The sequence below is a fragment of the Mariniblastus fucicola genome (assembly GCF_008087665.1).
In the GTDB taxonomy this organism is placed as follows: domain Bacteria; phylum Planctomycetota; class Planctomycetia; order Pirellulales; family Pirellulaceae; genus Mariniblastus; species Mariniblastus fucicola.
Genome location: NZ_CP042912.1, coordinates 3,160,136 through 3,174,362 on the forward strand (window position 1 = coordinate 3,160,136; position 14,227 = coordinate 3,174,362).

The window sequence follows — 14,227 nt, forward strand, 5'->3', positions numbered from 1 at the left end:
ACCCACCAAAAAGGAAACGTCATGAGAATCGTAGCTGGTATTTTCATACTAACTTTCTTCGGCAGCAACATATACGGTCAAGAGATTCAGGATTCATTCTCGCAACCCCTGAAAATCTCAAACCTTAGGCGTGTGCCGCCCGATGAATCAGGTTGGATTCGCGTATCTGGTGTAGGTGAGGATGGGAGGGTACACAACGAATTGGTCCCGATTCCAGGAAGCTTCGCCGAAAGAGAGCTTGAATTAATAGACGAAAAGATTCTGGTTCACAGAATGCGAACAAGTGGCCTTTCAAAAATTCTTACATCGCTTTCCATTGAAGACATCGAGCTCTTCTGCCAACCTGAGCTGTTGGACAAGCAAAGGTCGGATTTGCTTGAGATTATTGATAGCTTTCGTTCACAAGTTGCTGATGCTGAACCAAAAGAAGTTCCTGCTATTCGTACCAAATGCTTGTTGCTAGTTTCCGATACTCTTTTGCCTGATCAGAAGCAGTCCCTTGCTCGCAAATTCAGCGGCACGAGATTGATAACGCCGCTGTTGACCACTGACTACGCGGACAAGATGGAGATCACAGCAGATCAGCGGAATAAGATCATTGAGAGATGCAAGCGAGCGAATGAGGCTGTGAAAGCTGCGTTGGCTGAGCAGCAATTAATTCTGGAACGCTGTAGAGATGAATTGCGATCAGCATGTGAAGACGTTTTGACGAAAGAGCAATTGCGGAAAATCGACGTTGAGAGACAGTTGAAAAAGATGAGTATTGATGACTTGGACGCGGATACGGAATTCGAAGTCAACGAATAAGGTGCCATTCGTGTCACGAGCCTCTGGTTGATTTTGCTGTCACAATGGACGTGAAGTTTTCCGAGCCGACAGAAACTGGTGAAGCTGGCAAAAATCCTTTTACACACCGATCCCCCCCCCACAAATTTACAGTCACGAAAGGCGATTGTAATGGCGACGGTGAGATGGATGTTGAGCATCCGATGGTGCCAATAAATAGAAAGTAGAGGAAAAGATGAAAGACAATCGATTCTCTATTCTGGCGTTGCTGCTGCCATTTCTTCTTGTAGGTGCGAGCTTCGCACAGCTGCAAGAAGAAGTAACATCTGGTGATGGAACAGTGACGCGGAAAACTGTTGATTCGAATGGCGGAATTGTGATCGAACATTTCGCTGAAGGGACAGAGAAGTTTTCGTTACCTTCACCAAGCGACTTTAGACGCGTCGAGCAACAAGAAGCCCAGGAAAAACGTGAAAAAACTGGAAGCTCACTGGCAGTGAGAAGGCTCTCAGACACATTTACGATAATCGACTCGATTGTCGATCAGCGGGACTTCCTGCTTAAGCATGGGTTCATCCCTGAGCAGATTACTGAACTAGAAGAATTGGCTGACAACTACTCATCAAATCTGGAAAACATTCAGGTTAACATTTCAGATCCAGACTCCTTCAAATCAGCGAAGACTGAGTTGATGGTTGGATTGTTTCGCAACGTGAATGAAGTGTTGCTTCCGGAGCAGATTTCTAAACTTAACCGATGGAACGACGCTAAACGCGGTCTCGCGAAAATTCTGTTGAGTACAGAGATTGGTGAGGAACTTGGTCTTTCAGAAGCTCAACGCAAGGCTATTCGACAGAAAAGTCAGCAAATTGCTGACGAAATTGAGGAGTTCATTGCAGCCAAAAAGAAAGATGCCTTCAAGGTGACCGATGGATCTCTCACAGAGACTCAGAAAGACAAACTGGCCGAACTGATTTCTGTTGAAACTTTTGATCTGTATCGGGATTCGTTACCATTAAATCAATTGCAGCAGCAATTAGATTTCAAGGACCAATAGCATGGCTGTCATGCTCACGCGAAGCTTGCAGTCAGAGAATAAGGTGTCATTCGTGTCAGGAGATTTTGATTCATTTGCGCTATGCCGTGAAGGGAGGCAAAGAACGAAAACAGGGACAGGTCCAGATAGCTACTCCGGCCCGACAGGGCCGCTCGAAACGCGCACTTGAAATCGGAGCGACTTTTTGGGGTCCGCGGTACCTTTTCTCTCGTCTAAAAACAGCTTTGGCGAGTAACGAAGAATATTCACCGAGGCAGTATTTTGAATGCGATAAAAGTTTCAACGTTTCTTGCGATTACTTCTCTAGCCATATGCTCCAGCTTTGCCAATGAAAACGAACAGGAATTGGCTTCTTGGCCAGCCTTGGGATGCTTCTGCACTGCGAATACTTACACCTGCAATTCAACGGCTGATTTGGAGGCTGCGGAACTACACGGATTTCTTTCCCCTTTTCTTCTGAGCAAGTTGTTTGTTAACGGCGGTCGAAAAGAGCGGCGCCCGGCGGATTTGAGGGGCGTTCCAAAATGGCGGCGCGCCGAGACGTATTTCGTTGACTTTTGAGGCTATCGAACTTTAGTTCGATATCTTTACCGTCATCGGAGTGCCAGATTGCACGTAGATATGGAGTTTTGGACGGAAGTCCGCCGTCAGGTTCTTGTAGAAGGCCTGAGCAAACGCGGTGCTGTAAAGAAGTACAAGATTGGGTGGCACACCCTCGACAAGATTCTCTCTCTTGAAGAGCCGCCGGGCTACCAGCAGAAACAGGCTCGTCCCAAGCCGAAGATCGAAGCCTTCCTGCCAATCATCGCCGAGATCCTTACAGCCGATCAGAAAGCGCCTCGCAAGCAACGCCACTCGGCCAAGCGAATCTTTGAGCGTCTGCGCGACGAGCACGAATTCACTGGCGGCTACACGATCGTTAAAGACGCGGTTCGCGAGTGGAAGCATTCTCAGAAAGAAGTCTTTCTGCCACTAACTCATCGTCCCGGCGAAGCCCAGATGGATTGGGGCTTTGCGAAAGTTTCCATTCGTGGCCACACCGAACCAGTTAAAGTCGCGATCTTTGTGCTCACGCTGCCGTACAGCGGAGCGGTCTTCTGCCAAGTCTTTCATCGCGAATGCACTGAGTCATTTCAAGAGGGCCACGCCCGTGCGTTTGAATTCTTCGGTGGCGTGCCGTGGCGAATCTCGTACGACAACAGCAAGGTCGCGATCGCCAAGATTCTCGGGAGCCGAGATCGCAAGTTGACTCGCGAATTCCTGCGTCTACAAAGCCATTACCTGTTCGCCGAACACTTTTGTCTGGTGCGGCGTCCCAATGAAAAAGGCCACGTTGAGAGACTTGTTGAGTACGCACGTGGCAACTTTCTGGTTCCTGTTCCAGTCGTCGATTCTCTCGAAGAACTCAATGAGAAGTTACTTGCTCAGTGCCACGCTGACCTTGAGAAGCAAAGCCGCGGCAAGTCAACCAACAAGCGTTTACTTCTGGAAGAAGAACGCAGTGCGTTTCTCGGTTTGCCGGCCCGTGCGTTTGAAGCTCGCCGCATCACACAGGCCGCCGTCAGCTCACAGTCGTTGGTTCGCTTCGATCGCAACTCGTATTCGGTTCCTACGAAGTACGCGCATCGCAAGGTGACCGTCGTGGCCGCGGTCGACGAAGTTCGATTTGTGTTTGGCGACAGGCTCATCGCGAGGCACCGCCGCTGTTGGGAGAAGGAACAGTTCTTCTACCAACCGATCCATTATCTCCGCCTTTTAGAACGAAAGCCGGGTGGTTTGGACTTCGCCAAGCCCGTTGATCAATGGCAACTGCCGAAGTGCTTTGGGATTCTGCGCAGGCGACTCGAAGCATCCGACGAGAAGCATGGAACACGATTCTACATCCGAGTCTTGAGACTACTGGAACGTCGCTCGCTTTCTCAATTGACCGATGCCGTTGAGTACGCGTTGGATATCGATGTGATCGATCCCAGCAGCATTCGCGTCATCCTTGAGCACCGGCAAGAGAGACCGGCCGAGCTGTTCTCACTCGATGGCCGGCCTCAACTAAAAACGTTCAACGTCGAAACGACAGACGTTTCGGCTTACGCGGCGCTGCTGAGTGCTCGCTGATGTCATGCCCACTAGATTACTTTTATAACCTTCAAGGAGTTACTTACGATGACCAATAAACGAGAAACCAAAGCCACCGTACTGGTAAAGCATCACCTCAAACAGCTGCGGCTGCCGACGATGGCCAGCGAGTGCGATTCGCTTGCTGAGCAAGCCGCCAGAGACAATCAGGATCACCTGGCTTATCTGCTGAAGTTAACCGAACGTGAACTGATCGAAAGGGAACGTAAGTCGGCCGAGCGACGACTCAAAGCGGCTCGCTTTCCGGCGCATAAAACGCTTGACCAATTCGACTTCTCCGCCCAGCCCACGGTCAACAAGCCGCTCGTTGCACAGCTTGCTGCCGGTGACTATCTGGGTTCGCGGGAGAATATCCTGCTCGTTGGCCCCAGCGGAACCGGAAAATCTCACTTGGCGATTTCGCTGGCGATCAATGCGTGTTCCCAAGGCAAACGCGTTCGTTTCTGGCGCGTGACGGAGCTGATCACTTGCTTGCTTGAGGCCAAAGAGGAACGACAGCTCTTGCGAATCCGAAATCAGCTCGCCAAACTGGACTTGCTGGTGCTCGACGAACTGGGCTACGTGCCGGCAAGCAAAGCTGGAGCCGAGCTGTTGTTCGACGTCATCGCAACGGCTTACGAGCGAAATAGCATCATCGTGACGACCAATTTACCGTTTGAGAATTGGCCTGAAGTTCTTGGCAACCAACGGCTCACCGGAGCGGCCCTTGATCGCCTGACGCATCGCTGCCACATCATCGAAACCAAAGGCGAAAGTTACCGACTCAAGGACGCAAAGCGACGATCTGGAAAGGCTCAAAAGGCCAAAAAGAAGACCGCTTAATATCAACAACACGGGCTGACACTACCCTCATCTTTTTTTACAACTAGCGCCGCCATTTTCGACCGCCGGGCGCCGCCCTTTTCAACCGCCGTTAACAATGCGAGCCAAATACCGACCGATGGCAGCCGAATGTTTGGGAGCTGCCGAGTTTTCGGAACTGATGAACATGATGCTGGGCGAACTCAACGCATCGCACATGGGACATCGTGGGGGCAGCGATCCGCTTCCCAATTTCGATGCCCAGAACGAATGGTCACCCACCACCTACCACCTTGGACTGCGGTTCGAACTCGGCGGCAAAGGCCCTGGGCTGGTCGTTGAAAGCGTCATTCCAGGCAGCCCCTGTGCTCGTGCCAGGAGCTTGGTCAAGGTTGGCGAGACTTTGCTTGAGATCGACGGTACTGCAGTAGGACCGAACGTTGATCTGGAGAAGCTGTTGACCATGGACGAACCTAAAGAAGTCACGTTACGGGTCCGTTCAGCTGCCGGTGAAGAACGGGACGTTGCCGTGAGGCCAACCGCTTCCGTGGCTCGCCTGCTTTATGATGAGTGGGTTGAAAAGACGCGTGCCAAAGTGGACGAGCTTTCCGAGGGTAAACTTGGCTATCTACATATCCAGGGGATGAACTTCAGAAGCTTCCGGCAAATGGAAGAGGATCTTTATCACGCCGGCGCCGGAAAAGAAGGCTTGGTCATCGACGTACGCTTCAACGGCGGCGGCAGTACGGCTGACCATGTGATGACGGCACTCACGCAGCCACACCATGCGATTACCCAGTCACGTGGAAGTGGCGAAGGCTATCCGCAAGACCGACGAGTATATGCCTCATGGACAAAGCCAATCGTGATGCTTTGTAACGAGCACAGTTTTTCCAACGCAGAGATCGTCAGTCATGCTGTGAAGCAAACGGGTCGCGGTCGCGTGGTTGGCATGCGAACGGCTGGCGGCGTGATTAGCACCGGAAGTGTCAGGCTCCTCGACGGCGGGTCGGTACGCATGCCAAGACGAGGCTGGTATCTTTCTTCGACGGGTGAAGACATGGAGTTGAACGGATGCGAACCGGACATTGCGATTTGGAATGATCCCAGTTGGAATTCACCGGGAGGCGAAGACGTTCAGCTTGCCAAAGCCGTTGAGGCACTCGCTGAAGACGTCGAAACTGAGAACACAAAAGGCAAAGTTAAGATCAAGCCAGCATCGAAATTGCGCAAGTAAACGGCCAACGGCCGGAGTCGCAAAACGCGTGTTCTACGCGAATAGACGCGAATGCCATGCAAAAGGGTTCGCGTTCATTCGCGTTTAAAACTTCACCAATTCGAAAACAACCATCGCGTGAGGCCTTAACAATCCGCGTCCGGCTAACCGAAAGCTCTCCCCCTCGAAGTTCCCGGCTGAATCCGTATAATTTGCGATTCGACATTTCTGACCGGTCAAAGGGATTGGCCGCGAGGCATGTCTGACTCAACAAGCGAGAACATTCGGTGGCAACTTCGACTTCCGATCAACGTATCCTTGTCCTTGATTTTGGCTCTCAGTACGCACAGCTAATCGCGCGACGGGTCCGCGAACAAAACGTCTACTGCGAAATCGTTCGGCACGACATCACGCCCGAACAAATCAAATCGCACAACCCCAACGGACTGATCCTGTCCGGCGGACCGAACAGCGTCTACGCCGACGGTGCACCGAAATGCGATCCCGGCATCTTCGAGATGGGCATCCCCGTCCTGGCAATCTGCTACGGCATGCAACTGCTCTGTGAAAGCCTTGGCGGGAAAGTCGAAAGCACGCCGACGCGAGAGTACGGCCGAGCCACGCTCAAGGTCATCGAATCTGATGACATCTTCGAAGGTTTTCCGGCGGAAGACCAGGTTTGGATGAGCCACGGCGATCAAGTCCATCAAGTCAGCGACGACTTCATTGGGCTAGCGAAAACGGAGACCTGTCCGCTCGCCGCAGTCAGACACAAATCGCTTCCGGTTTACGGGCTCCAGTTTCATCCCGAAGTCACGCATACGCCAAACGGTTCCGTCCTGCTGCGAAACTTTCTTTACAAAACATGTGGCTGCACCGGAACGTGGAAGCTGACTGATTTTGCCGACGAAATGATCGCCTCGATTCGCGAACGCGTCGGCGATGATCGCGTCATCTGCGGACTGTCCGGCGGCGTTGACTCATCCGTCGTTGCGGCGCTGCTGTACAAAGCCATCGGGCCGCAGTTGAGCTGCATTTTGGTGGACAATGGTTTGTTGCGGAAGAACGAAGCCGACATTGTTGTCGAACAGTTCACCAATCACTTCAAAACGGACTTGCACGTCGTCGATGGCAAGGATCGTTTTCTGGAGACGCTGAAGGGGATCACTGAACCGCAGGAAAAGCGGCGACGGATTGGGCATATGTTCATCGATTGCTTCAAGTCGGAATCTGAATCGATCGACGGCGTTAAGTTTCTGGCTCAGGGAACGCTTTATCCGGACGTCATCGAAAGCGGTGCGGCTCCGGACGGCCCGGCGGCGACGATCAAGCTGCATCACAACGTCGGAGGATTGCCAGAAGAGCTTGGGTTCGAATTGATTGAGCCGTTGCGAGATTTGTTCAAGGACGAAGTTCGCCGGTTGGGCATCGAGCTTGGTTTGCCGGAGCATCTGGTTTGGCGTCACCCCTTCCCCGGTCCCGGCCTGGCGGTTCGGTGCCTTGGGGAGGTCGCGGAACCGAAACTGAAAGTGCTGCGTGAGGCCGATGCGATTGTGATTGAGGAGATCATGGCGGCGGGACTGTATCGCGAGACTTCGCAATTGTTCGCGGTATTGCTTCCCGTGCAAAGCGTTGGCGTGATGGGCGACGCGCGGACTTACGATAACGCGTTGGTGATTCGCTGCGTCAACACCGACGACTTCATGACCGCGGATTGGACTCATTTGCCGTACGAGGTGCTGGGGAAAATGTCGACGCGGATTATCAATGAAGTGAATGGGATCAATCGCGTTTGCTACGACATTAGCTCAAAACCGCCCGCGACGATCGAGTGGGAATAGAGGTGGCATAGGCTTCCAGCCTGTGTGAGGAGCCGGTTGTATAACCATGTTCAGAAGTTTGTAGTGCCGCCTTCAGGCGGAAATTTACTGTCTTCCGGCTAAAGCCGGTACTACGAACACCTCTTGCCTGCGATAGCCAAGGACTCCATGTGAGCCAGTTTGATACAATGGTTGCAACTTCTTCCGCACCATTTTCTAACTGGCTCATCTCATGGAATTTCTAGTCGATCTTTGGCTGCCCATTTTGGCTGGCACCATCGTCCTGTTCTTTCTCAGCTTCCTGTTTTGGGCCGTGCTGCCGCATCACTTTGGCGACCACGGAAAGATCCCGAACGAAGACGCCTTCATGGACTTCCTGCGATCGCAAAACATCCCGCCGGGCAACTATATATATCCCTGTGCCAACAGTGCCAGCGAACAGCACGCTAAAGAGAACGTCGAAAAATATACAGCCGGGCCGCGCGGCTTGTTGGACGTTTATGAAATGCCCAACATGCCCGTCAATATGGCCAAGACGATTCTGTACTTTCTGGTCACGGTCACCACGATCGGATACATCACGCACGTCGCCTGCCCGCCCGCATCCGAAGGACTGGACTTCATGCGCGTGTTTCGCATTTCAGGAACGATCGCAATTTTGACTTACGCGACCAGCAACGTGCTGCATCGGGTCTGGTTCAAAAAGCGAATTTGGACTGAAATTTTGGACGGAATCGTATACGGCGTCGTGTTGGGCCTGATCTTCGCGGCTCTCTGGATCTATCCCCAATAGCCTGTGCGTCCGGCGTGTCAGTTCGCACAGCTGACGGCGTTTTGCGGCCGTAAATCGCGTGCCTGGCGACGTTCGCGATTTTGGCACGCCCCTTGCAATTACTCTCCCTGGCGATTCCGCCTGCCAAAAATGTATTGGCCCTATGGAGAGAACTTATGTCATTCCAATTCGATAAACTTACAACGAAAGCTCGCGAAGCCGTTTCTTCGGCGCAGATGGTTGCGTCGGCCAAGGGCCACGTTGAAATTTCGTCGCTGCACCTGCTTAACGGTTTGCTGAACGAACAGAACGGTGTCGTAAAACCGTTGCTGGAATCGATGGGTTCGCCGGTTGATCAGCTGCAGACGATCGTCGACTCTGAACTGAAGCGGTTGCCGTCTTCGAACAATCAAGCGACTCCGGGTGCCAGCCGCGAGTTGCAAACGGTGCTCGAAAAGTCATCCGAGATCATGGCCTCGATGAGCGACGAATTCGTCTCCACGGAGCATTTGCTGCTCGGTTGTGCGACGACGGATTGCAAAGCCAAGCGAATTCTTGAACTGAACGCGATCGATGAGAAATCTCTTCGCGACGCGATCTCGAAAGTACGCGGCAACGCGAAAGTCACCGATGCGGATCCCGAAGGAAAGTATCAGGTGCTGGAAAAATACACCATCGACCTGGTTGCGATGGCTCAGAATGGGAAACTCGATCCAGTCATTGGCCGTGACGAAGAAATCCGCCGCGTGATTCAGGTTCTGTCGCGCCGCAGCAAAAACAACCCGGTTCTGATCGGGCAACCTGGTGTCGGAAAAACTGCGATTGCGGAAGGGTTGGCGATGCGAATCGTGCAGAACGATGTTCCGCAGAGCTTACGAGACAAGAAAGTAGTGGCTCTTGATATGGGAGCCCTGATCGCGGGTGCTAAATTTCGCGGCGAGTTTGAAGATCGATTGAAGTCGGTGCTGAAGGAAGTCTCGGATGCAGCCGGGAAAATCATTCTGTTCATCGACGAACTTCACACGGTCGTTGGTGCCGGTGCGGCCGAAGGTGGCAGCGACGCAGCGAACTTGCTCAAGCCCGCACTTGCCCGCGGGGAACTGCATTGTGTCGGAGCGACGACGCTGGATGAATACCGCAAGTACATCGAAAAAGATGCGGCGCTGGAACGACGTTTCCAACCGGTTTACGTTGGCGAACCAACGGTCGAAGACACCGTTTCAATTCTGCGTGGATTGAAACAGCGCTACGAAACGCATCACGGCGTTCGCATCACGGACTCCGCCCTCGTCGCGGCGGCTCAGCTTTCGAATCGCTACATCACCGATCGATTTCTACCTGACAAAGCCATCGACCTGGTCGACGAAGCGGCTTCGCGATTGGCGATCGAGCTCGACAGCGTTCCTCAGGAAATCGACGTCGTGCAACGCCGGTTGACTCAGCTCGAACTGGCCGTTCGTCAGTTGACTGCCGAAGAAAATGCGGACGTGCAGAAACGCCTGGAAGAAGTCAAAGCCGAGATGGACGAAAAGCGTCGTCAGTTGGCTGACTTGCGCGAGCAGTGGGAGCGTGAAAAGCTCGGCATGACGGACGTGCAAAATGTGCGGCAGGAATTGGCAGATACGATTCAGAACTTCGAACGGCTCGACGGGCAGATCAAGTCGAAACAGGCTTCCGGACTTCCGCCAAGCGAAGAGGATTTCCACTCGTTGTACGAGCTCGATACGAAACGCAAGAAGCTCGAATCACAGATCGCTGCAGCTGAATCAGCGGATTCGGCAGCGGAAGAATCGCAGTCTGGCGAGAAGCGTTTGTTGTCCGAAGAAGTCAACGAAGAAGAAATTGCAGAGATCGTTTCCGCGTGGACGGGCGTTCCGCTGAATCGGATGATGGAAACGGAAAAAGCCAAGCTGTTGGTGATGGAGGAGCGTTTGCAGTTGCGAGTCGTTGGCCAATCCGCGGCAGTCGAGGCTGTCAGCAACGCGGTTCGTCGCAGTCGCAGTGGTTTGCAGGATCCAAACCGTCCGATCGGTTCGTTCATGTTCCTGGGCCCAACCGGTGTCGGGAAAACGGAGCTGTGTAAGGCACTTGCTCAGGTCATGTTCAACGACGAAAACGCGATGGTGCGGATCGACATGAGCGAGTTCATGGAACGTCATAGCGTCAGTCGTCTGATCGGTGCCCCTCCGGGATACGTGGGCTACGACGAAGGCGGAAAGCTGACCGAAGCTGTTCGCAGGCGTCCTTACAGCGTGATTTTGTTGGACGAAATCGAGAAAGCTCACGACGACGTCTACAATATTCTGCTGCAGGTTCTCGACGACGGTCGTTTGACAGACAACCACGGCAACACAGTCGACTTTACCAACACGATGATTGTGATGACCAGCAACGTGGGTTCGCAGTTGATCCAGAAGATCACGGAAGAGGGTGGTGATCAAGATGAGATTGACGCGGCTGTTCTGCAGGCCTTGCAAGGACGATTTGCACCGGAGTTGCTGAACCGAATCGATGAAAAGATTGTGTTCCACCCGCTGACTCGCGAAGAGATCCGTCGAATCGTTGAGATTCAGGTAGAGCAGTTGCAATCGCGACTGGCGGAACAGAACTGGAGTCTGACCGTTGAAGATTCGGCACTCGATGCGATCGCCAACGAAGGCTATGACCCGGTTTACGGTGCTCGTCCGTTGAAGCGAGTGATCCTGCAACGGTTGGCGAACCCAATCGCGACGGAGATTTTGAAATCCGGCGGCGAAGGTGGGCAGATCACGATTCGATTCGCCAACGACGCGTTCGAGTTCGAACTGTAAGGGAAGTTGGCGTTCGAGAATACAGGCGCGAAATGAACTTGGCCGAGTTGACGATGTGCGACTCGGTTGAGCTTCGTGCCTGTCTCGAACGCGGTTTGGGCCAGGCACTGTTTGGTAAACGTGAGCGGCAAGGCGCTAGCCGCCGGTCCGTTGCGCTTTTTATCGACGGCTAGCGCCTTGCCGCTCACGTTTGGCCGCGTTGACGACATGAAAATCAATTTTTCAAACAGTGCCTATTCGTTACTCGCTGCCTCTTTGGCAACTTCTTCAGGAAACTCTGCCGCATAGATCTCGGCAGCTTCCAAGTGAGCCGGTTCCCAATCAAGTTCACCCAACAAGTCTCGGCGTTTCTTTAGATACCATTTCGGAAGGATCGAAGCACCGAATTTTTCAAGCATTTGCAGGGCGAGCCCGTGCTGGCCTGATCGCCTCAACATGCGAATCTCCAGCAGCACAAATTCCGTTCGCCCCGAGCCTGCGTCTTCGACAAGGTCCTCGTGAGCCTGACGAATTAGCTTGTTCAGTTTCTGTTGGTCTTCGATTGGCCGCGCCTCCACGACGTCGGGCAATTCACGGTACGCCAACGCCCGCGCGCGACGATAGCGAGTGAATTGCCGGGCAAGGATTCGTTCGGTTTTCGATTCCCTGGTTTGTGTGTCGCTTGTTTCCTGTAGCAGTTCGATCAACGCAACTGACAGGTTTTCAATATCGTCCAGATGTTTCTTCCGGGAGGCAGGAGCGTTGTCCAGCGTGTGCAAATAGTATTGCAATATGGCCGCGTCATCCGGGTGTTCCTGCGCGAACTGGCTGATGAGATGAAGATCTTCGTCGAGCGGCGGTGACGCAACCCGTTGCTTCAGTCTGGCCAGGTTCGCGGACTGCAGAGCTGGCTCCGTGCGTCGGGCCGGTAGATTTTCGTTGGCAATCGCCTTCGAAGGCATCTTTCCCGGCTGCCACGACGATAGCCATGACTTCTGTGCATTTAATTCTGCCGATTCAGCCGGGTCAGAAGTTCTGGCAAGCCGCCCGTCGATTACGGAAAGCTGCCTTTGCTTGAAGTCCTGCTGTGCCGCAAGTTCGCCTTGCACAGCAACCAAAAGCAGCACGGCGATCGCGAATAGCGGAACAACAACAGGACGGCGATTCATCAGGAGATCAGTTTCTTATACTTGAAACGTGGAGCCTCATCTTCGCCGATGCCCAATCGCTCGCGGCGTTGTTGCTCGTACGTCTGGTAGTTGCCTTCGCACCAATGAACGTAGCCATCGCCTTCGAAGGCCAGGATGTGCGTTGCCAAACGATCCAGAAACCAACGATCGTGGCTCGTCACGACGACGCAGCCAGCGTAATTCATGATGGCTTCTTCGAGAGCCCGCAACGTGTCGATGTCCAGGTCGTTCGTCGGTTCGTCCAACAGCAAAACGTTCGAGCCTTTGCGAAGCAGTTTCGCCAGATGGACGCGATTACGCTCACCACCAGACAGAACACCAACTTTCTTTTCCTGATCCGGGCCGCGGAAATTGAAAGTGTTCACATAAGCACGGGCGTTGATCTTGCGTTTGCCCAGCTCCAGAATGTCATTGCCCTCCGAGATCACCTGATAGACCGAGGCGTCGTCATCCAGCGAATCACGCGACTGATCGACATAGCCCAATTCAACCGTGTCGCCGACTTTGAATTCGCCCGAATCCGGTTTGTCCTGGCCCGTGATCATGCGGAACAGAGTCGTCTTGCCCGAACCGTTGGGTCCAATGACGCCGACGATGCCGCCTGGCGGCAGCCGAAAAGTCAGGTCCTCCATCAGGATTTTGTCGTCGAAGCCTTTCTTGACGTTTTTGGCTTCGATGACAACGTCACCCAAATGCGGGCCCGTCGGGATTTGAATCTCAAGATCCTCAATGCCGTCACGCTGCTGTTCGGCCAGCATTTTTTCGTAAGCGCCGATTCTGGCTTTGCTCTTCGACTGACGGGCTTTGGGAGCCATGCGAATCCATTCGAGTTCCTTCGCCAGAGTCTTCTTGCGATTCTCGTTTTGCTTTTCTTCAACTTTCAGTCGAGCTTCTTTTTGTTCCAGCCACGAAGTGTAGTTGCCTTCGAACGGATGTCCCTGTCCACGGTCAAGTTCCAGAATCCAACCAGCGACGTTGTCCAGGAAGTAACGGTCGTGCGTGATGGCAACGATCGTGCCGTGATAGTCTTTCAGAGTTCGCTCAAGCCATTGCACCGAATCGGCATCAAGGTGGTTGGTAGGTTCGTCGAGCAGCAGCAAGTCCGGCTTTTCCAGCAGCAGTTTGCAAATCGCGACGCGACGTTTCTCACCACCGGAAAGCGTTTCGACGCTGGCTTCCTTCGGCGGAAGATTCATGACTTCGAACGCGACCTCGATTTCATGGTCCAGATTCCATGTGTTGGAGGCATCGATTTTGTCCTGGACGCGAGCCATCTCGTCGTAGACTTTCTGCATCGCGTCGTCGTCGAGTGGCTCACTGCACTTGGCTGCCAACTCGTTGTATCGATCGAGCAACGCCCGCCGCGGAGCAACGGCCTCAAGCACGTTTTCCCAGACGTTCTTTTCCGGATTTAGCGGCGGTTCCTGCGAGAGATAGCCAACGGTGAATCCGTCAGTCAGTCGGGCTTCACCGTCGAACTCCTTGTCGATGCCTGCCATGATCTTCAGCAGCGTACTTTTACCGGAACCGTTTCGGCCGAGCACGCCGATTTTTGCGCCGGGATAAAACGACAGCCAGATATCCTCAAGGATCGGCTTGCCGCTGAACTTTTTGGTCATGTTGACCATTTGAAAGATGTATTGCTTGCTCATGATTTTTTGTG

10 protein-coding genes are annotated in these 14,227 nt (G+C 53.3%); 8 read left to right on the forward strand and 2 right to left on the reverse strand.

Annotation, left to right across the window (positions count from 1 at the left end; translation table 11 throughout):
• Window positions 1–21 precede the first annotated feature (21 nt).
• The 8 genes from MFFC18_RS11660 (at window position 22) to clpB (ending at window position 11,395) form a co-directional block, all read left to right on the forward strand.
• Window positions 22–807 carry a hypothetical protein gene (locus MFFC18_RS11660; protein WP_075086379.1) on the forward strand — a complete coding sequence of 262 codons (786 nt, stop codon included), beginning with the start codon at window positions 22–24 and terminating at the stop codon, window positions 805–807.
• Window positions 808–1,021: 214 nt separating this feature from the next.
• Complete coding sequence (locus MFFC18_RS11665) at window positions 1,022–1,843, forward strand: hypothetical protein (protein ID WP_075086378.1); 822 nt, start codon at window positions 1,022–1,024, stop codon at window positions 1,841–1,843.
• Window positions 1,844–2,452: 609 nt separating this feature from the next.
• Window positions 2,453–3,955 carry an IS21 family transposase gene (gene istA, locus MFFC18_RS11670; RefSeq protein WP_075082383.1) on the forward strand — a complete coding sequence of 501 codons (1,503 nt, stop codon included), beginning with the start codon at window positions 2,453–2,455 and terminating at the stop codon, window positions 3,953–3,955.
• 48 nt (window positions 3,956–4,003) lie between these two features.
• Window positions 4,004–4,798, forward strand: coding sequence for an IS21-like element helper ATPase IstB (gene istB, locus MFFC18_RS11675; protein WP_075082382.1), 795 nt, complete (start codon window positions 4,004–4,006; stop codon window positions 4,796–4,798).
• A gap of 97 nt (window positions 4,799–4,895) precedes the next feature.
• Window positions 4,896–6,014: a S41 family peptidase gene (locus tag MFFC18_RS11680; RefSeq protein ID WP_075084562.1), complete on the forward strand. Its 1,119-nt coding sequence runs from the start codon at window positions 4,896–4,898 to the stop codon at window positions 6,012–6,014.
• 266 nt (window positions 6,015–6,280) lie between these two features.
• Complete coding sequence (gene guaA / locus MFFC18_RS11685; protein WP_084417119.1) at window positions 6,281–7,834, forward strand: glutamine-hydrolyzing GMP synthase; 1,554 nt, start codon at window positions 6,281–6,283, stop codon at window positions 7,832–7,834.
• A 211-nt stretch (window positions 7,835–8,045) separates the two neighbouring features.
• Window positions 8,046–8,606, forward strand: a complete 561-nt coding sequence (locus MFFC18_RS11690) for a hypothetical protein (protein ID WP_075084563.1) — start codon at window positions 8,046–8,048, stop codon at window positions 8,604–8,606.
• A 155-nt stretch (window positions 8,607–8,761) separates the two neighbouring features.
• Window positions 8,762–11,395, forward strand: coding sequence for an ATP-dependent chaperone ClpB (clpB, locus tag MFFC18_RS11695; protein WP_075084564.1), 2,634 nt, complete (start codon window positions 8,762–8,764; stop codon window positions 11,393–11,395).
• Window positions 11,396–11,628: 233 nt separating this feature from the next.
• Here clpB and MFFC18_RS11700 read toward each other — a convergent pair whose 3' ends face one another.
• A complete protein-coding gene (locus MFFC18_RS11700) occupies window positions 11,629–12,543 on the reverse strand; it encodes a hypothetical protein (protein ID WP_075084565.1) in 915 nt (304 codons plus the stop codon).
• On the reverse strand, window positions 12,543–14,216 hold the full coding sequence (gene ettA / locus MFFC18_RS11705) for an energy-dependent translational throttle protein EttA (RefSeq protein WP_075084566.1): 1,674 nt from the start codon (window positions 14,214–14,216) through the stop codon (window positions 12,543–12,545). The genes MFFC18_RS11700 and ettA overlap by 1 nt, the downstream gene beginning before the upstream one ends.
• Window positions 14,217–14,227: the final 11 nt, after the last annotated feature.

Coding starts and splice junctions, on each gene's coding strand:
- MFFC18_RS11660 (WP_075086379.1), top strand. CDS start 22: ATGAGAATCGTAGCTGGTATTTTCATACTAACTTTCTTCGGCAGCAAC.
- MFFC18_RS11665 (WP_075086378.1), top strand. CDS start 1,022: ATGAAAGACAATCGATTCTCTATTCTGGCGTTGCTGCTGCCATTTCTT.
- istB (WP_075082382.1), top strand. CDS start 4,004: ATGACCAATAAACGAGAAACCAAAGCCACCGTACTGGTAAAGCATCAC.
- MFFC18_RS11680 (WP_075084562.1), top strand. CDS start 4,896: ATGCGAGCCAAATACCGACCGATGGCAGCCGAATGTTTGGGAGCTGCC.
- MFFC18_RS11690 (WP_075084563.1), top strand. CDS start 8,046: ATGGAATTTCTAGTCGATCTTTGGCTGCCCATTTTGGCTGGCACCATC.
- clpB (WP_075084564.1), top strand. CDS start 8,762: ATGTCATTCCAATTCGATAAACTTACAACGAAAGCTCGCGAAGCCGTT.
- MFFC18_RS11700 (WP_075084565.1), bottom strand. CDS start 12,543: ATGAATCGCCGTCCTGTTGTTGTTCCGCTATTCGCGATCGCCGTGCTG.
- ettA (WP_075084566.1), bottom strand. CDS start 14,216: ATGAGCAAGCAATACATCTTTCAAATGGTCAACATGACCAAAAAGTTC.